Annotated in this window: 20 protein-coding genes; 9 read left to right on the top strand and 11 right to left on the bottom strand. The window is 35.4% G+C overall.

Annotation, left to right across the window (positions count from 1 at the left end):
• Window positions 1-16 precede the first annotated feature (16 nt).
• Entirely contained in the window at window positions 17-808 is a 792-nt protein-coding gene (locus I600_RS03545) for a DUF547 domain-containing protein (RefSeq protein ID WP_058103117.1), read from the top strand.
• Window positions 809-939: 131 nt separating this feature from the next.
• Window positions 940-3,183 carry an efflux RND transporter permease subunit gene (locus tag I600_RS03550; RefSeq protein WP_058103118.1) on the top strand — a complete coding sequence of 748 codons (2,244 nt, stop codon included), beginning with the start codon at window positions 940-942 and terminating at the stop codon, window positions 3,181-3,183.
• A gap of 345 nt (window positions 3,184-3,528) precedes the next feature.
• Here I600_RS03550 and I600_RS03555 read toward each other — a convergent pair whose 3' ends face one another.
• The 3 genes from I600_RS03555 to I600_RS03565 form a co-directional block, all read right to left on the bottom strand.
• Window positions 3,529-4,806, bottom strand: coding sequence for a tetratricopeptide repeat protein (locus I600_RS03555; protein ID WP_058103119.1), 1,278 nt, complete (start codon window positions 4,804-4,806; stop codon window positions 3,529-3,531).
• Between the two features lie 132 nt (window positions 4,807-4,938).
• Window positions 4,939-5,715 (bottom strand): DUF4331 family protein, encoded by a 777-nt coding sequence (locus I600_RS03560; protein ID WP_058103120.1) that lies wholly within the window; start codon window positions 5,713-5,715, stop codon window positions 4,939-4,941.
• A gap of 23 nt (window positions 5,716-5,738) precedes the next feature.
• The gene (locus tag I600_RS03565; protein WP_058103121.1) at window positions 5,739-6,449 is read right to left on the bottom strand and encodes a DUF4331 family protein; all 711 of its coding nucleotides are present in this window, start codon (window positions 6,447-6,449) and stop codon (window positions 5,739-5,741) included.
• Window positions 6,450-6,651: 202 nt separating this feature from the next.
• Here I600_RS03565 and I600_RS03570 point away from each other — a divergent pair, with 202 nt between their 5' ends.
• On the top strand, window positions 6,652-7,857 hold the full coding sequence (locus I600_RS03570; protein ID WP_058103122.1) for an LETM1-related biofilm-associated protein: 1,206 nt from the start codon (window positions 6,652-6,654) through the stop codon (window positions 7,855-7,857).
• Between the two features lie 24 nt (window positions 7,858-7,881).
• Here I600_RS03570 and I600_RS03575 read toward each other — a convergent pair whose 3' ends face one another.
• The 7 genes from I600_RS03575 to I600_RS03605 form a co-directional block, all read right to left on the bottom strand.
• Window positions 7,882-8,646, bottom strand: coding sequence for a LytR/AlgR family response regulator transcription factor (locus I600_RS03575; protein WP_058103123.1), 765 nt, complete (start codon window positions 8,644-8,646; stop codon window positions 7,882-7,884).
• A 54-nt stretch (window positions 8,647-8,700) separates the two neighbouring features.
• Window positions 8,701-9,090 (bottom strand): 2TM domain-containing protein, encoded by a 390-nt coding sequence (locus tag I600_RS03580; RefSeq protein ID WP_058103124.1) that lies wholly within the window; start codon window positions 9,088-9,090, stop codon window positions 8,701-8,703.
• Window positions 9,062-9,409 (bottom strand): 2TM domain-containing protein, encoded by a 348-nt coding sequence (locus I600_RS03585; protein WP_082642878.1) that lies wholly within the window; start codon window positions 9,407-9,409, stop codon window positions 9,062-9,064. The genes I600_RS03580 and I600_RS03585 overlap by 29 nt, the downstream gene beginning before the upstream one ends.
• Window positions 9,400-9,690, bottom strand: a complete 291-nt coding sequence (locus I600_RS03590; RefSeq protein ID WP_058103125.1) for a 2TM domain-containing protein — start codon at window positions 9,688-9,690, stop codon at window positions 9,400-9,402. The genes I600_RS03585 and I600_RS03590 overlap by 10 nt, the downstream gene beginning before the upstream one ends.
• Before the next feature lie 18 nt (window positions 9,691-9,708).
• Entirely contained in the window at window positions 9,709-9,993 is a 285-nt protein-coding gene (locus I600_RS03595; protein ID WP_058103126.1) for a 2TM domain-containing protein, read from the bottom strand.
• 137 nt (window positions 9,994-10,130) lie between these two features.
• Entirely contained in the window at window positions 10,131-10,589 is a 459-nt protein-coding gene (locus tag I600_RS03600) for a pyridoxamine 5'-phosphate oxidase family protein (RefSeq protein WP_058103127.1), read from the bottom strand.
• Between the two features lie 21 nt (window positions 10,590-10,610).
• Window positions 10,611-11,933, bottom strand: a complete 1,323-nt coding sequence (locus I600_RS03605; protein ID WP_058103128.1) for a 2TM domain-containing protein — start codon at window positions 11,931-11,933, stop codon at window positions 10,611-10,613.
• Between the two features lie 360 nt (window positions 11,934-12,293).
• Here I600_RS03605 and I600_RS03610 point away from each other — a divergent pair, with 360 nt between their 5' ends.
• Complete coding sequence (locus I600_RS03610) at window positions 12,294-12,674, top strand: hypothetical protein (protein WP_058103129.1); 381 nt, start codon at window positions 12,294-12,296, stop codon at window positions 12,672-12,674.
• A 360-nt stretch (window positions 12,675-13,034) separates the two neighbouring features.
• Here I600_RS03610 and I600_RS03615 read toward each other — a convergent pair whose 3' ends face one another.
• Complete coding sequence (locus I600_RS03615; RefSeq protein ID WP_058103130.1) at window positions 13,035-14,090, bottom strand: IS110 family RNA-guided transposase; 1,056 nt, start codon at window positions 14,088-14,090, stop codon at window positions 13,035-13,037.
• Window positions 14,091-14,350: 260 nt separating this feature from the next.
• Between I600_RS03615 and I600_RS03620 the strand changes: the two genes are divergently transcribed.
• The 5 genes from I600_RS03620 to I600_RS03640 all read left to right on the top strand — a co-directional run bounded on the left by I600_RS03620 (window position 14,351) and on the right by I600_RS03640 (window position 17,157).
• Entirely contained in the window at window positions 14,351-14,887 is a 537-nt protein-coding gene (locus I600_RS03620) for a hypothetical protein (RefSeq protein WP_058103131.1), read from the top strand.
• Window positions 14,888-15,045: 158 nt separating this feature from the next.
• Window positions 15,046-15,606 carry a hypothetical protein gene (locus tag I600_RS03625; RefSeq protein ID WP_058103132.1) on the top strand — a complete coding sequence of 187 codons (561 nt, stop codon included), beginning with the start codon at window positions 15,046-15,048 and terminating at the stop codon, window positions 15,604-15,606.
• 205 nt (window positions 15,607-15,811) lie between these two features.
• Window positions 15,812-16,051: a ribbon-helix-helix domain-containing protein gene (locus tag I600_RS03630; protein ID WP_058103133.1), complete on the top strand. Its 240-nt coding sequence runs from the start codon at window positions 15,812-15,814 to the stop codon at window positions 16,049-16,051.
• On the top strand, window positions 16,044-16,331 hold the full coding sequence (locus tag I600_RS03635) for a type II toxin-antitoxin system RelE/ParE family toxin (RefSeq protein WP_058103134.1): 288 nt from the start codon (window positions 16,044-16,046) through the stop codon (window positions 16,329-16,331). The genes I600_RS03630 and I600_RS03635 overlap by 8 nt, the downstream gene beginning before the upstream one ends.
• 226 nt (window positions 16,332-16,557) lie before the next feature.
• On the top strand, window positions 16,558-17,157 hold the full coding sequence (locus I600_RS03640; protein WP_058103135.1) for a Crp/Fnr family transcriptional regulator: 600 nt from the start codon (window positions 16,558-16,560) through the stop codon (window positions 17,155-17,157).
• Window positions 17,158-17,225 lie beyond the last annotated feature (68 nt).

Consider the following 17,225-nt stretch of genomic DNA (forward strand, 5'->3'; position numbering starts at 1 on the left):
GACCTAAAACTACATTATGAAATTAAGACTATATTTTTTAGCTGCTCTATTAGCATTATCATGTACGGCTAAAACCAATTTACAGGCACAAACGGAAGCTGGTGACAATAGCGTTGACTTCAATGAGCTATCAGAATCTTTCTTGCATAAAATAAAAGCCGAAGAAGATACTCAGGAAATACAAAATATTTTAGCAAATACCACCATTAAGGAATTGGATGCCGCTCTTGACACCAATGATAAACGTTTGGCGTTTTGGTTGAATATTTACAATGCTTATATACAGGTTATTTTGCAGAATAATCCTGAATTGTATGATGACCGTGGCAGTTTTTTTAAATTGGAGCAAATTAAGATTGCCGGTGAAATGGTTTCGTTTGCAAAAATTGAACATGGTCTTATTAGAAAATCTCAATGGGAATACGGATTGGGCTATATACGCAAATGGTTCCCTAACAAATTTGAACGAAAACTAAGAGTTGACAAACCTGTGTACAATATACATTTTGCGTTGAACTGTGGCGCCAAAGATTGTCCACCAGTAGCCATATATGAATGGGAACGCCTACCAGAACAGTTAGAAATAGGCACAAAAAAACATCTAGAAAAAACAAGTGAGTTCAATACAGAAACCAATGTAGTTAAGGTTACATCATTATTCAATTGGTTTAGGGGAGATTTTGGCGGAAAAAACGGTGTTAAAAAAATCTTGAAAGAAAACGATATCATACCTTCTACAAAAGATGTAGATATTGAATACACAAACTATGACTGGACCCTTTATTTGGACAATTTTATAGAATTGTAACCATAGTATGGTGTTTTGGGTTCTTTAGTTATTAATTACCCCAACATAAGAAATATTCTTATTTGGTTCTTAGTGCGTTGATTAGCTTATAGAGTGTTAAATTTGCACCCGAAATAGATTTATACTTTTCTATGAAGGTTGACTTTGGTTTCCTTAAAAAGTTTTTTGTTGTACTGTTCATACTACTAGGCGTATTGGCGGTCTCTAAATTGGATGAGCTCCAATTTTCATTCGATTTTAGTCAGTTTTTTCCTGAAGAAGATCCTGATTTGGCTTTTTATGATAAGTATGTTGAAGAATTTGGTACTGATGACAATTTTTTACTTATTGCCGTAAAGAACCCTACAGATGTATTTCAAGAAGACTTTCTAAAAAAGTTCCAGGCAATTTCCAAAGAAAGCAAGGATTTTGAATTTGTATTGGAAAGCAGCTCTATTACCTCGTTATCCTACCCTCTAAAGACATCTTTTGGTTATACCACGTTGCCCATTATCCATATCAACGACCCCAGTTTATATGAACAAGACTGGGACAAAATAAAATCTGATTCCTTATTTATTAATACGCTTATTGCTAAGGACAGAAAATCAATGGTACTGGCCTTACAAACCGTAGACAACCTCAATTACCAGCAGTCTAAACAACTTTTAAATCAAATTAGGGCATCTTTAAAAGCGAATAATCTGCCCAATTACCATATTCTTGGCAGGGCCTTCTTTTATGAAGCTATTGTAGAAATGCAAAAGAGCGAAGTATTGACAACCACTATAGTAGCTTCTATTTTGGTGTTTATTATTCTTCTATTGGTGTACAGAAGTATGCCCGTAGTTTTAATTTCGGTTTTCTCGATAGCCATGTCACTCTTATTGTTTATGGGGCTTTTGGGCTGGCTAGGCAAAGAACTGAACGCTATGGCAGCATTTTACCCTGTATTAATGCTCATTGTAGGTACTTCTGATGTTATACACCTAACCGATAGTTATATACGAAAACTACAAAGTAGTATTCCACGATATGCGGCCATAACCTCATCTTTAAAAGAAGTGGGTATGACTACCTTACTTACCTCTGTAACTACTGCCGTTGGTTTTGTGACGCTTTTATCATCTAGATTAGTGAGCATCCAAGAATTTGGAATCAATGCCGCCATTGGTGTTTTGGTAGCTTATATTACGGTAATATTCCTAACAGGATCATTGCTAATAAGTTTACCGGAAAAATCGTTGGTGGGGCGTAAAAGCATCTCAGAAAATTGGGTCAATTACTTATTAAAGATCAATACGTTCACCAAAAAATTTCCTAAAACCATTATTGCCGGTACTGTACTTTTTACCGCACTCTGTATTTTAGGTATATATATGGTGCAGACCAACCAAGAACTTAAACAGACCTTACCTTCTGAAAGTAAAATTGCCTTAGATTTTGAATATTTTCAGGACAATTATGCAGGATTTAGACCCTTGGAAATTGCTGTAATGGGTGTTAATGACCATAAGGTAACCGAATATGAAGTGGCTTTGGAAATTGAAAAATTGCTTACGTACCTTAAAACAATTGAAAGTATAGGGAGCTTACAATCTTCTAACCTTGCCTATAAAATATTGAACAAGGCCAATAACCTAAACAACTCGGCTTTCTTTAAGCTTCCACAAGACAAAAAAACGTTCTTAAAATATCAAAAAGATACGCGTAAACTTGCACGTAAACAGCTTGCAAAATTTGTAAATGCAGATGAATCTATTGCACGTATCAATGGCCGATTACAAGATATTGGAACAGACAACCTAAAAGTGGTTTATGAAAACATTGATGCTTTTGCCAATACCCAATTAGACACCTCTCTGGTTAAAATAAAAGTAACGGGTAAGAGTATTTTGTTGGATAAAAATTCCGAATACATAAGAAGTAGTCTTCTTGAAGGATTACTCTATGGTTTATTATTGATCGGGGTCATTATGGCTTTTGTTTTCAAGGATATTAAAATATTCTTGATTTCATTGGTGCCCAATATCCTACCTATTTTATTTGCAGGTGGCATGTTGGGTTTTCTGGGTATTCCGTTAGAAGCATCGTTATCTGTGGTATTCGCCATAGTATTTGGAATTGCGGTAGACGACACCATTCACTTTTTAGGAAAATACAAGTTAGGTATTACCCAAGGGCTGGAAAAAGAGGCGGCCATTGAAAAAACCTTTGCACAAACAGGTAGAGCCCTGGTCATTACAACCATTATATTGTTCTTCGGATTTATGGTAATGCTGTTTTCAATTCATCAGCCCAGTGTTACCATTGGGTTGATCATTAGTGTAACCTTGGTAACAGCGTTGATATTGGATTTACTATTATTACCGGTACTGCTAAGAAAATTGATTTAGATAGAGCTATTGGTACGATTTAATGTCTTTTGCAAAGACCTGTAGGCAACTATAGTTTTGCCGACCAATAAAATCATTAAGCTGATCCATAATGTAAAGAGTAGGTATTCCATAACACTAATTGGTTTACTTGGTTACTTTTAGTTCACATTTTAAAGTCGTGGGGCGCACATTAAAATGTATTTGGTCGATAAATATATGTATTTCATCTATGCGCCTGTTAAAAAAAACCAAAAATTCGACGAAATGCATAATAATAACAACGCCACGACTTTACATCGTGGCGTTGAAAAAAAAACAATCCAACCTAAAACAAACATGAAATGAAAATAATTGGGCTATCAATTACAGATCATGGACTTGCTTTTCCATACCAGGACCCAGTTCATAAATGGCTCCTATTAATTCTCCTTTAATTTTCTTAACTCTGTCTTCTTTTCCGTTTGCCTTGTATACCTCGGCAGCTTGGTAAAGCAGCGCAGGTTCAAATGTTTTTCCGTATACGTAGGTATCCATAATTTTCATAGCCTGTTCTTTGTCCCCATTTTTAAGGTGACTATAGCCCAGCCAACTATAAGATTCTGGTGTAGGCCTATTATCTACCTCCCTTTGTGCCAAAATCAAGGCACTGTCATATTGTTTGGTTTCACCAATGTACAAGCCCAGATTATAGGCATTATACATATCACCATATGCTTTATCTTTTACGCGGGTAAAGTACTCGTCCAAATTCTTTGTACGAATTAAGTCATCACCTGAATAGTCGGCAATTTCTGCTTTTAACAGAAAATAATCTGGTGCATCATAGGTTTTGGTAACGGAGTCCAAAATGCGAATGGCCTCTTTAGAGTTCTTATCATTGGAAAATACGATCCATGCAATACCTTTTTTAGCGTATGCATTGTTGTTGTCAATTTCCAGCGCTTTTAAATAATGATTGTATGAATCCTCAATTCTACCGGCATGCCCGTAGTAATCGCCCAAATTGGTGTAGCTCCATAACATTAAATCATTATTTTTAGACAATTCGGCCTTCGTTCTGGCCTTTTCCATAAAATTTATGGTCGTATCTAAATCTCCCTTGTAATCGTTCCATTTTGCCACACGGATCATGTATCCAAAATCTGACATGTTCTTTAAACTATCTAAATAGCTTTCTGCTACATCATAGTTTCCTAGTTCCATATGAACATCAAAGTACAAACTTTGGGTTTCTGTTTTATCACCACCTATTGCCGCTGCAGAATCTGCTAACTGAAGGGCTTCTTTAAAACGATGCTGGGAAATGTAATTTCTGGCCAGCGACCTGTAAAAACCGGGTTTACCTATATTGGCAATATCAACGGCTCTTTTTAAACTTTTTTCAGCCTTCTTTAAAAACGCTATATCACCAGTTTGTTGAAAATACCTGCTGTACTCCCCGCCTACTACACCAAAACTGGTTAGCTGCATACTGTCTGATCTAATTTTAGAATTCCAAAGATCAAAATATTTTGATGTGGTCTTGACCTCATTAGCTACTAAATATTTATCGTAATCTTTTTTGTTTGCAATTGCATCATGATTCTTAGTATTACAAGATGATACCAGTAACACTACTATTAAAAGCTTTATTAATTTCATAAGGTTGTTTTTTTGTGGATCGTTTAAAATAGGGAGGGCCTTTCAACCCTCCCTTCCCTTCTCTTTCATAAACAATTTAGGGATGTGCCAATCTTACCTACCGTTAACAATAAGTAAGGTTAAGGCAACTTCTTATTCTGGTGCTCCCAAATATGGGAACGTAGTACCTACAGTGGCCGTTAGCCCAACGCCATCTGAGGTTAATCTTGGTAAATCTGCCATACCATCATCATCGGTATCTTGACCACTAAATCTAATGCCATCAGATCCACCAAATAATAATATCAATGACACATCAATAACATCATCTTGAGGAGTTCTTCCTGTTAGACCAATTACTGCAGGGTCATTTAAAACATTACCATCCATATCAGCATCTTCTCCTGGTAAAAAGTATGTGGTAGGCAAGTTAGGAGCAACCTCTAAAACATCGGCAGCCAAGTAACCTGTTAATGTAGGTGCATCTAAACCTAATATGTTGTTTTCATAGTTTACATCTGCAGGATCAGCTCCTAAAATGTTAGCATACACATCATGATATGCCTCTAACCTTGCTTCAAAATCTGCTTGAAATGTTGCAGCCATTTCTGAAGGAATAGACATGTTATGAGCATCTTTAATATCACCATCTGCACTTAATACCGTATTGATACCTGGTCTACCCATAAAATCTACTTGGGCATAAGTACCTGTAAAGTCTGGCTCCATTGGCTCCATTGGTTCCATAGCTTCTTCACATGGGGTACATGTACCACCACAATCTACTCCGGTTTCATCACCGTTCATAATACCATCATCACATGTTGGTGTAACCACTACTGGTGTATTGTCATCATCATCACTACAAGAAGCTAATGCGGCTACTGCCAAAAGAGACAAAAACGTATATTTTATATTTTTAAATTTCATCTTACTATTTTTTTAAAAAGTTATTATTGCTTAACATTTGTAGTTACCCAAGTCTTATATACTTCTAGACCCAAAGCATTTTGACCCGTTGTAGTTCCTAAAAGACTATTAGGAATTTCAACAACTATGGCCATTGTATTGGCGCCATCAAAAGTATCGACTGCAGTTTCATCGTCATCATCTGTAGAATCTGGATCACCCGCTGGTTTAAAACCTAATGGGGCCGTACCACCAATTACTTCATTGAACTGAAAGAAGTCAAAGAAAAAAGCATCTTGTCTAGGACCTGCAAATAAAGAAACTCCACTATCCGTAGTTTCTACAATAGCAGTTTCAGCAGAAATGTCAACTGAACCTAATGGCGCATCTACCATTACTGAACCGTTCAAACCTGTTTCGCTTGGTGCAACCGGACCAAAAAAGTACATTTTACCATCTCTTGGTATAGCTTGTATTACCAAATCTTCTACCAAATCATTATCGGTATCAATATTTATTTCCAGTAATACATTTTCATCGAACGTACCATAAGCCAAATCTGGCAGTACATTAGATTGAAGATCTACCGCAAAAACGGTATTGTCTGAACCTTCTGTTGGTTCAAAAGCATAAAAATCGGCAATATCTGCCGTGGTTCCCATAGAGCTAGGCGCATCAATATGATCTGCCGCCACTAAAAGACCTCCTACTAGGGCCAAAGCCCCAAGTCCCATAAATAATTTTGATTTTTTCATTATCTCTTTTTTTAGATTAGAATCACCCTTACTTACGCAGTAAAAAAGAGAAGGTTCATTTTTTCTTAAAAAAAATTTAATTTTATTATAAATCCTTAAAATTCATATCATCAAAAAAACCATTTATAGTGTAGAAGTACTTATTTATAAAAAGGTTTGAATTAATAATTAGCTAACTTTGCTGTGTTAAATTATTAAGATTATGAACCCGTCTTCCTCTGGTTGGATCGAGAAATATGGTTCGTTGGTGCAAAAACACCAAGATGCATTCCCCACTTTTGAAGCGCTATACACTACCCTAAAGAAAAGCGGTTTTGTATACGGGCTAAATGCCAGCATACCAGATTTTATTGTATTGGAGCATACCCTTTCTGAAGATGAGAAGGCTAAAATCAACCTACTACATGCCTTGTATTTTACCTACCGTATTGAAGGTGGCGAAGATTATTCCATATTTATAGAACAGGTATTCAAATTTTATGAAATTTTAAAAATCAACAACGAGAGCTTTTTTGATAAGTGGTTTACCGGTAATAAAACTTCTGCCAAACTAGAAAAGTTGATGACCTCTAGAATATATATTGAGGATAATATTATCAGTAAAACTTTTAATAGTCTTATTACCAATTCATTACTGTTTATAGATGTACTACTTTTTAAGCATTTTTTAAACGACTACCCCGCTTTAAAGGAAAAGGCGGAAGAAATTGAATATTTGGCCATAAATATTAGCTACCATGCTTTAAGTTCTAAGGAACTGGACAGAAAAGACAATAAGCTTTCGCAATTATTGGCATCATCATTAACCTATATTAACTGTGCCGAAAATAATTTTGATGGTTCTTACAGGGAAAGGCTATTGAACAATAAGGATAATTGGGAAAACAGGTATTTACTTGATATGGCCTGTTTAACCGTTTGGGAAGACCATTCTTTAGATTATACGGAGTCCGATTTTATTTTTGGCATTGGTAAAGACCTTGGTTTTGACAATACTATTATCTCAACCTCCATTACCGACGTTACCGAATTTTTTAAACTTAATTTTGATACCATTCCTTATTTAAAGGAAAAGAATTTAGCCAAGCAATTTTACGACAGCATGGGTAAAATTGTCAAGAAACTTATTTTACGCAATAGCAAAAGATTACATAAAGAGCTTTCTCAAAGTGCAGAATTGGTAGCCCTTTTATCTAAATCTACCGTAAGAGATCTAAGTGATGAGGAAAAGAGGAAGGTTCAAAATCAACTGTTGGATATCTTTAAGAGCATACCTTCTTTAGCGATTTTTATATTACCGGGCGGGGCAATTCTGCTTCCTATATTTATTAAGTTAATCCCAAAGCTGTTACCATCGGCATTCGATGAAAACAGAATTGACGAAGAAGAAGACCTTTATCGCAAATAGTTCACTTTCAAATAATTGAAATTTCTATTCTAACCAAAGCTTAAAGTCCTTTACTTTTTCCCTGCTCACAATAATCTCATGGTCGTTATTGTTCTTTAGCTTGATCTGTAACCTAGAGTTCGTATAGGATACTATATCCTTAATATGGTCAATATTCACAAAGAACTTTCTACTTACCCTAAAGAATACCTGCGGTTTAAGTTCATCTTCCAACTGCTCTAAAGTGGTATCCAATAAATAATTACGACCATCTTTTGTTGCCGCATAAGTGCCTTTGTTCTCACTATAAAAACACTCTACATCTTCTGAATTTATAATCTTTAAATGCTGTCCTACCTTAGCCGTAAAACGTTTTTTATACTCGCGCTCTAGCGGATTTACCAATAACTTTTTAATATCCTCAAAATCTAAGGCAATTTTATTAGGCTCACTTTCTACCTTAAAGCGTTTTCTATATTTCTTGACCGCCTGCTCCAAATCTTCATCATCTATTGGTTTTAGCAAGTAGTCAATACTATTCAATTTAAAGGCCTTAAGCGCATACTCATCAAAAGCAGTGGTAAATATAATGGCACTGTGCACCTCAATAACATCAAAAATCTCAAATGAGAGTCCGTCAGATAGTTGAATGTCCAAGAATATCAAATCTGGATGTTCATTTTCTTGAAACCATTGTATAGCCTCATCAACAGAATGTAACATTGTAGAAACCTCAAGATCTAAACTTTCTAACATTCTGCCCAATCTACGCGCTGCAGGCTTTTCATCTTCTATTATAATGGTTCTCATAGGTAATTTGGTTTGGTGGGTATATGTAAGATAATTATAAATTATAATTCTTGGTTAATGGTCATTGCGCTTTAAAATTTCATTGATTCTTTCTTGCTCCCAATTTTTTAAAAATTTGGGTTTGAACACAGACCAATCTTTATACTTTAATACAAAAACATAAAGTGCATGAAAGGCTACAACAACACCCCAAATAATGGGTATACTGTAAATGTTCCACTCTAACCAGTACACAAACTTGGCGTCTAGATCCATATCACCTATAAATCTATCGAACACTTGAATTTTGAATAATAGCACTAGAAAATTCAACTTTAAAAATGTACCTAGGTGCTTATAAAAATTCTTGATTTCAAGAACTCTTTGCTTGGCATAAGCCAGATTATGGTTGTTTTCAATTCCTGTAGTTTCCATATTACCTGTATTTATCCGCTTCTTTTTCATCTTTTTCCATCAATTTCTTGATCTGTCTTTCTTCCCAATCCCTACTGAACAACATATTTTTGTTGTAAACCTTGGCGGCATGGAATGCCAAACCTATTCCCCAGAAGAATGGCGTGGAAAACGTGGCAAAATGAAAGAACGCTTCTGAAAAAGACTCTCCACCGGACATTCTTGCCGAAACCGTAATTATAATAATAAATATGTTGACCAATACGTACACCGTAGCATGTCTATAAAATGCCTTTATATCATTGACCTTTTTACGGGCCCTTGCCAATTTGTCCGCGTATTCAAATTCGTTGAGTTCCATTATTTCCATTTTTTTGCGTTTTCTTCTTCCCGTAGAAATTCTTCCATCTTTCTCTCTTCCCAATCGCGATCCATAAACGGATTCAAGTTAAAGATTTTATTTGCTTTAAAAAACAAGCTTATGCTTAAACCTAATACCACCCAAAGAAACCAGGCATACTCCCATTCGTTCAAATAATAATTAATGCTTGCTACTATGATAATTGTTCCTATGGCAGAGAGTACTTTATTGTAAAATTCCTTGATTTCCTCTACCCTATTTTTTGCTCTATTATATTTTGCGTTTTCCATGATCTTCAATTTGTTAGGTTACGATTTTTGCATAAACTCTTTGATCTTTCTCTCTTCCCAATCTTTGCTGAAAAGTGGGTTGTAGCCATAGGCATAAAGTCCGTTCATAACCAAGCCGAAACCCCAACCCAATGCTGGAAAAATTGCCCATGGGAAACTGGTGGTTGAATAATTGATATAGACCAAAATTGGAATGACAATACAGTATGCCATTAAATTTCCGTAAAAGCCCTTGATCGCTTGTACTTTCTCTTTAGCCTTTTGGTATTTGTAATTTTGGTCGTTTGTTATATTTGATTCCATCTTTAAAGGTTTTAGGTTAATCCTGTTTTAATTTCTATACTTCAAATTTCGGCAGATAACCCAGGTTTTTAAAAAATGAAATACCCAGTTGTAATTTTTGATGACTGAATTGTAGTTTAAGAAGATTTAAGATTGGACTAGGACTTTAAGCCGTACGATTTCCTGGCACTTTCTACTTGCTCTTGCTCCGTAGTTTCAGGATATAGCAAATATTTTGGGGCTATAATAGGCTTGGCACTATGAACATTAATTTTGGTAATGGTTGCAAACGGAAAGTTTACTTTGGTAAGTTCTAAAAGCACTTCTTCCATTTTAGCAAAAACTGGGTGGTCTCTCTGAATAATTTCAGCAGTTCCTTTAAGCTGAAAACCTTTCTGCTTTAAAATATCTATAAAACTGATACAAACATTCTTGTTCTGCCTAATATTCTTTACCGTTTGCGGAGATGCTATATTGGCAACGATGATAACATCATCTTTAAAAAAACTAAAAATCTCTTTTGGGGATACATTGGGTACCAGATCAATAGATGTTGTTGCCAACCAACATAAAACACTTTCATTCATAGAATCTTTTATGTGATCTGTAATCTTCATGATATGTTACTTTTGGTTGTATTAGAACCTATCATCTTCCATATACTGTTTAATTTTCCTTTCTTCCCAATCTTTACCCAGTATAGGGTTAATACCATAAGCCTTAAGCCCATGTACCAGTAGACCAATACCCCAACCTATGGCAGGAAAAATAAACCAGGTAAAACTGGTGGTCCTATAATTTATAAAGGCCAAGATCGGAATTACAATACAATACGAAGTAAGATTACCATAGAAGCCTTTAATTTCTTCTACCTGACGTTTAGCCTTCTCATATCGTTTTGCGCTTATATGCTCATCTTGTGTCTCTTTAAAAGATATGGTATTGGTCAACATAGGTAAACGTACCTTAAACTCGGTGCCCGACTTAAAGATCTGCATTTCTTTTTTGGTAAGAATAGCATACCGTTGGCGAATGTTCTGCAAGCCCACACCACTACTCTTTTTAACCACTTGCTTTTCTTGCAGGTTATTGGTAACGTACAAATAACCATCTTCCTCATAAATCTTAATATGCAATGGTTTGGCCGAAGTAACCACATTATGCTTTACCGCATTTTCTAACAACAGCTGAAGTGACAGCGGTACTATTTTAGCCTCTGGGTTTGTTGCCTCATCTGGAATTTCAAAAACGATACTATCTTCAAAACGCATTTTCAATAGACGTACATAGGTTCTGGCGAACTTAAGCTCTTCATCTACAGAAATTAAATTTTTGCTCTTTTGCTCCAGCACATAACGGTACACTTTTGATAACGAAGTAGTAAACTTTTGGGCCTGCATAGGGTCTTCTTCTATGAGACTGGTAAGTACGTTAAGACTATTAAAAAGAAAATGTGGATCTAGTTGATTCTTTAAAGCGTCGAACTTTGCCGATGCCGAGCCTGCAATAATTTTCTGCTCTTTTACTTTGGTATCCTGTAGCGCTTTGTAGAAGTAAAAAGCATGTAAGAATAAGGAAACCACAAGGGTAATGATCAACGCATAGATGTAATATTCTATTTTTTCACCACTTACAAACTGATCAAAGGTTTCCCCAAAAATGACCATTTCTGTGAAACACCTAACAACCCCAAATGCCAAGACCGTTAATACAATAGACCCAATAGCTCCATACCATAGTCGCTTTTTGGTCTGTTTTTCCCAACTGTAAATTTTTGATATAAAATCATTATAATATGCATTTACACAGGTAAGCACAAATGAATACAAAAAACTAATACCGGCAAACTGCAACTCTCTATATACCGTTATATTTTGCCAGTCTGAAAAAAGCAACCGTATTAGCACCATTACCATGGTTATAATAATACTTGCCCTTAGCACCTTAAAAAAATCGCCCATGCACCTTCGCTTTAATTTTCTTCAATTCTTTAAAATTAGGAATTTCTATGTAGAAGTCATTAGCATGCTATAGTTACCCTAATAGTGTACAAACATGAAACCTTTTCTACCCAATTAAAAGAAATAAGGATCCAATTGTAGATTTTTGGTACTGAACTGTTATGAAAACCAGTTATACATTTTGTATTAAACTATAATACAATATTATAAACAGTTATTTTTTGATAGATTTTTCTTTCCTTAATTGTTAAAATCTCCTAGATTTAGGCAATGATATATATGATATATGTGCAATTGTGCACATATACAATTGTTGGGTGTCATTAGGACAATACCTCAATAAAATTTAAACAAACAAAAATGAAAAAAATAATCCTTTTAACTTTTCTAGCTCTAACCTCATTACAAAATCTAATAGCTCAAGAAAAAAGCGAATTTGAATTAATAACATCTGGAAAATGGCATTTAGAATATGTTGAAATGGCTGGACAAAAAATGGAAATACCAGCTGAAATGCAGAAAATGAATTGGGTAATATTTCACGCGGACGGAAAACAAGAGGGAATGGAAGAAGGACAAAAATATGTTGGGAAATGGGAGTTTGATAAATCCAATAAAATTATACGAACTGACGATTTGGATGGAAAAGTTGACCAAAAACTAATTTCGGTGACCGAAAATAAACTGATTGTTTCTGTAAAAGAACAAGGAACCGAAATGATAATGGGAATGAAAAAATAACGCCACCCAACAATGTATCCTATGAAAAGCCCTAGTCCAGTTCTCTAAAGTTAATATTTTATTTTTTATTGGTCCATAATGTTGATTTTGGGGTGTTGGATTGTTGGCAACCCTTTCCAGCATAATGCTTGGTTGTCAATATTTCAACACCATATATAACTTGCTCCGCATCCTATATGTGGTCCGTGCTTTTGGGCATGGCCACCGGCATCTGTATGATCATAAGTTATAATAAGCCCGGTCACTTGCTAACCGATGTGGTTCCCGCCAGCGGCGGGACCACCTACATTGTTCTGTGATCCGGACTTTTCTACTTCTATTGTGAGCTCGGTTATCCTATTGTTTTACTTTCTCTATATTCTATTCCAATACCCCTATCTCATAAGGGGTCTCCGTCTTTATCACCGCCAATGTCCTGCTCAGTAGTTTCCTGGCCACCTTTACGATGACACTCTTCACATTTTTTCCGTGATGCTTGCGGTAATAGCCCTGCATCACGGGATCCGTTCGAATGGCCTGCCAAGAGGCCTCGATGAAATAACTGCGTATCAACCGGTGGGCACGCATGCTCACCCCCGTATGTCGGATGGTATCGCCACTTTGGTAAATGCCCGGTGCCAGACCTACATATCCGGCCAAATGTTTGATATTACCGAAACGGCGCAGGTCGCCCAATTCGCTCAAAATACCACTGGCCACTATGGGACCTATACCGGGAATGCTCCGTAAAAGCATATAATCTTTCTTAAAGTGTTTCTTGGTATACCGGCGCAATAAGGTAGAAACTTCCCGGAATTCCCGGTCGATGAACCGAAAACTGCGCATACGGCTACGCAGGACCTCATTGCCCGTATCGTACCCGAAATCCAGTTCATCGAGCCAATCCCTGAACTTATGGCTCCAATGGTCGTTATCGAATTCTTGGGGTATCCTTATACCGTAATACAGCAACTGCATCTTGATATAGCTCTTGATCTGGCGCATATCCTTGACCAGATCGTTCCTGCGACGGAAAAGGCTCCGCAGTTGTTCCCTGCACTTGTCCGGCACACAAATACCGCTCAACCTGCCGTCCTTGAGCTCCCGTGCTATGAGTTGGGCATCGATCCTGTCCGTCTTGGTATGGCGCTCCTTGCCCCGCCTGAATATATCGGCCGGATTGACCACCAAGCTGCGCCAGCCATAACCTACAAAGCACCGGTGTGCACGGTATCCGCAACAGCCCGCCTCATAAGCGGTGGACACTTCATAACCTGTATAATGCTTGGCTACATATTCATTGAGCAGTTCGGCATCGGGCGGCATGCTAAAAGTCTTTCCGGATGACAGATCCGTCGCACAGTGTACCTTCCAACTGCGTTTGTGTATGTCGATACCAATGAATAACTTAGGTGTAGCAGTAATTTGAGTGTTCATATCTTTGATTTTTAGTTCATCTTAAAGATACTCGACTTACTGCTTTTACATAGATGCTAAACGTAATGCGCGCTTAGGGCTAATTCTAAAGGTCTGTGTATATTTATGAAGTCGCTAAATCATATGGATTTAGCTTTGGACAAGAAAAAATAAAACTAAACAATAAGCTTTAGCTTCGTGCGCAGAAGGAAACGAAAAGTTTCCTTGCCTGCCCTACTTGCCATAGCCGAACGGTTGTACAACAATTAAAAGAATATTGAGTGAATAAATTAATCTTCATATTTCTAATTTCAATTTCGTCTTGTAATGAAAGGAAAAAGACAAATGAAACTATAATAAAGGAAGAAACTCAATCGGAATTTAATTTAACAATATCTGATTTTGTAATTCTGACTTACCAATCTGAATGGTATTATATTTTCAAAAATGTTAAACCGACTGAACTTACTCAATCGGAATTAATTGAAATAGAAAACATTTTAAAAATTGTAGTTAAGGAAAATAATGAAATTCAAAAAACTAAATTAATTCAACACAACAAAACTTATCCTGAATATCAACGGACAAAAACAGGTTTTGAATTAAAATTAGATGGATTCAAAAGACAATACGTTCCAGTAATCAATGACAAAGGACAAAAAGAAGTGTGGATTAATTTCTTTTGTGATGACTTTGGGATAGAATATTGGAAAACCGATTTAGTACAAGTTGATGATGGTGGAAATTGTTTTTTCAATTTAAAAATCAACTTGGAAACAAAAGAATATTATGAATTAAGTATAAACGGATATGCCTAAAAACCGTTGTACAACACAGTGTAAAAATAATTGCTTGGTTCTAGCCTACTGGGAAAATCCTACGGATTTTCCTCTGGTTCGTTCAATTTTTGCTAAGTTAGTTGCTTAATCACGTAACTATCCTTACACAAACCGTTGTAACTAATTTGAGAAACCGAATGGCAATTAACCAATTTATGACATACATTCTGCCGAAAAAGGCGATTGAAATGAAATTTGGAGAATTACCAAATCAATTGGAAATTAAACATTCTGAATGGGAAAAGTTTTGGGAAAAATTTACTGAAACTGACAACGAAGATTTAGAGCCTGAATTTGAAGATGCAAGAACAACAAATTGGTGGAAGGAGATAGAAGTTAATGTAGCGGAATTAGAAAAACAAATTGACAAAATAATTACTCGTGCAAGTTGGACTGACGATACAATTTGGAAAAATGAAAAAGCGGAATTTGACCACGATGTTAGTCTTGGTTTAAATAAAACTAATGAATTAATCGATGAATTTATGTTTCGGACTGACTTAACAGATACTACTCTGAATTTCCTTAATTCAATGCTTGATATTTGTAAAGAAAATGATTGGATTTTAATGGACAGAAACGGAAATTTATGCAAACCGAATATTTCGGATTTAGTACATTTAATAAAAGGTTCAGATGCTGACCGATTTTTAAGAAATCCGAGCAATTTTTTTGACGAATTTAGTAATGAAACATAAAAACTGGTTACAACACCGTACATAAAAAATCGCTGGTGTTGTGCTAAAACAAAGGTCGTTGCAAGTTTATTAAGTCTGAATTTCCTTCAGAAATTCCTCGCGCGCAAACACGCAACTTAACATATACAAAACCGTTGGCAACAATATTACAAAACTTTGGAATTGGTTCGTTTTTGATGTAAATTAGCATCAAATTATATTTCTTATGGCTAGACAGAGCATATCTTTCACAGGACCAAATGATGAATGGTTAAAGACACAAGTTGATAATCAAGAATACTCAAGTAAAAGCGAACTTGTTAATGACCTAATTCGTCAGGCTAGAAACCAACAAATTGAAATTGATTGGATTAGAGTTAAATTGGAAAAGTCTGAAAAAAGTGGATTTACCAATGATAGCAAAGAACAAATCTTAGCACAATCCAAGTCTAAACTTAATGAATAAATATAGATTAAGTAATGACGCAAAAGATGACCTGATACGCATTCGTCGCTACGGAATCAAAAAATTTGGGGAGCAACAAGCGGACATATATTTCGAAACGTTTTTCGAATACTTTGACATTATAGCAAAAAGACCTTATTCATTTGAATCTGTGGAATACATAAAAAAAGGGTATCGGAGATGTGTTTGCGGTTCGGATAGTATTTACTTCAAAATCAATAATGATACGGTGGATATAATGGCGATTGTCGGAAAACAGGATTTGAAAAATATACTCTAAACTGCACGCAAAAATACTATTGCCAATAAAACCTATAAACATTACGCCCGAAGCTCGTAATGTTTATAGGTTTTTGTATTTTTATAAGGACCGCAAAATCTTTTGGATTTTGCTTTAGACGAAAAAAGAAAAAACAAAACAAAAAGATTTCGCTACATGCATGGCGGAAAGCAAATGATAGTTTGCTTCCGTATTGTTCATAGCTAAACCGTTGTGCAATAGTAGTATGACAACATATCACCACAATCAATTAAGTAAAAGACTAATACAAGATGCAGCTAAGTATGGCATATCCGAAAACTTAATTCAGAAAAACATATCTAAAGGAAAACTATTAAGCGTAAAAAGAAATGAGATACTTTTAAATATTGGAGAACGAAACAATTATATTTATTTTATTATTGAGGGTGGGTTTATAAGTCAATATTATAATGAGGATAGTTCAAAGTACAGAACCATTGCTTTTTATATTGATAATTATCAACCCTATATGACAGAGCCCGAAAGTTTTTTTACCAAATCTATTTCCAGTTGTCAGCTAACAGCGTATAAAAATTCAAAATTAATAGCTTTTCATCGTGACAGTATCAATAGTTTAAATAATGAGTACAAAGCTTTTAATAGATATTATAATGCCAAAATTTTACAAGCACTTATAATTGAAGGTCAAATGAAAACAAAACTCATAAGTCTTTCTAAAAAGAAGTTATATCACTATTTGATAACCGAACATAATCCGGTTACAAGAAATGTTCCTTCAAAGTATATAGCAGAATTTATTGGTGTAACTCCACAATGGTTAAGTAAGATTAAAAAAGGTATTTGAAAGATGAAATTAGTTTCATAAATGTCATTTAATTTTCTCATTAATTTGTCTGAAAGGAAAAATTTAAT

Source organism: Maribacter dokdonensis DSW-8, from assembly GCF_001447995.1.
In the GTDB taxonomy this organism is placed as follows: domain Bacteria; phylum Bacteroidota; class Bacteroidia; order Flavobacteriales; family Flavobacteriaceae; genus Maribacter; species Maribacter dokdonensis.

Excerpts from the sequence above, each read along its gene's own strand:
- I600_RS03585 (WP_082642878.1), bottom strand. The coding sequence starts at position 9,409 with ATGGAAATAATGGAACTCAACGAATTTGAATACGCGGACAAATTGGCA.
- I600_RS03590 (WP_058103125.1), bottom strand. The coding sequence starts at position 9,690 with ATGGAAAACGCAAAATATAATAGAGCAAAAAATAGGGTAGAGGAAATC.
- I600_RS03555 (WP_058103119.1), bottom strand. The coding sequence starts at position 4,806 with ATGAAATTAATAAAGCTTTTAATAGTAGTGTTACTGGTATCATCTTGT.
- I600_RS03630 (WP_058103133.1), top strand. The coding sequence starts at position 15,812 with ATGGCTAGACAGAGCATATCTTTCACAGGACCAAATGATGAATGGTTA.
- I600_RS03560 (WP_058103120.1), bottom strand. The coding sequence starts at position 5,715 with ATGAAATTTAAAAATATAAAATATACGTTTTTGTCTCTTTTGGCAGTA.
- I600_RS03580 (WP_058103124.1), bottom strand. The coding sequence starts at position 9,090 with ATGAAAAAGAAGCGGATAAATACAGGTAATATGGAAACTACAGGAATT.
- I600_RS03635 (WP_058103134.1), top strand. The coding sequence starts at position 16,044 with ATGAATAAATATAGATTAAGTAATGACGCAAAAGATGACCTGATACGC.
- I600_RS03610 (WP_058103129.1), top strand. The coding sequence starts at position 12,294 with ATGAAAAAAATAATCCTTTTAACTTTTCTAGCTCTAACCTCATTACAA.
- I600_RS03545 (WP_058103117.1), top strand. The coding sequence starts at position 17 with ATGAAATTAAGACTATATTTTTTAGCTGCTCTATTAGCATTATCATGT.
- I600_RS03615 (WP_058103130.1), bottom strand. The coding sequence starts at position 14,090 with ATGAACACTCAAATTACTGCTACACCTAAGTTATTCATTGGTATCGAC.
- I600_RS03640 (WP_058103135.1), top strand. The coding sequence starts at position 16,558 with ATGACAACATATCACCACAATCAATTAAGTAAAAGACTAATACAAGAT.
- I600_RS03570 (WP_058103122.1), top strand. The coding sequence starts at position 6,652 with ATGAACCCGTCTTCCTCTGGTTGGATCGAGAAATATGGTTCGTTGGTG.
- I600_RS03605 (WP_058103128.1), bottom strand. The coding sequence starts at position 11,933 with ATGGGCGATTTTTTTAAGGTGCTAAGGGCAAGTATTATTATAACCATG.
- I600_RS03600 (WP_058103127.1), bottom strand. The coding sequence starts at position 10,589 with ATGAAGATTACAGATCACATAAAAGATTCTATGAATGAAAGTGTTTTA.
- I600_RS03550 (WP_058103118.1), top strand. The coding sequence starts at position 940 with ATGAAGGTTGACTTTGGTTTCCTTAAAAAGTTTTTTGTTGTACTGTTC.
- I600_RS03595 (WP_058103126.1), bottom strand. The coding sequence starts at position 9,993 with ATGGAATCAAATATAACAAACGACCAAAATTACAAATACCAAAAGGCT.
- I600_RS03625 (WP_058103132.1), top strand. The coding sequence starts at position 15,046 with ATGGCAATTAACCAATTTATGACATACATTCTGCCGAAAAAGGCGATT.
- I600_RS03575 (WP_058103123.1), bottom strand. The coding sequence starts at position 8,646 with ATGAGAACCATTATAATAGAAGATGAAAAGCCTGCAGCGCGTAGATTG.
- I600_RS03565 (WP_058103121.1), bottom strand. The coding sequence starts at position 6,449 with ATGAAAAAATCAAAATTATTTATGGGACTTGGGGCTTTGGCCCTAGTA.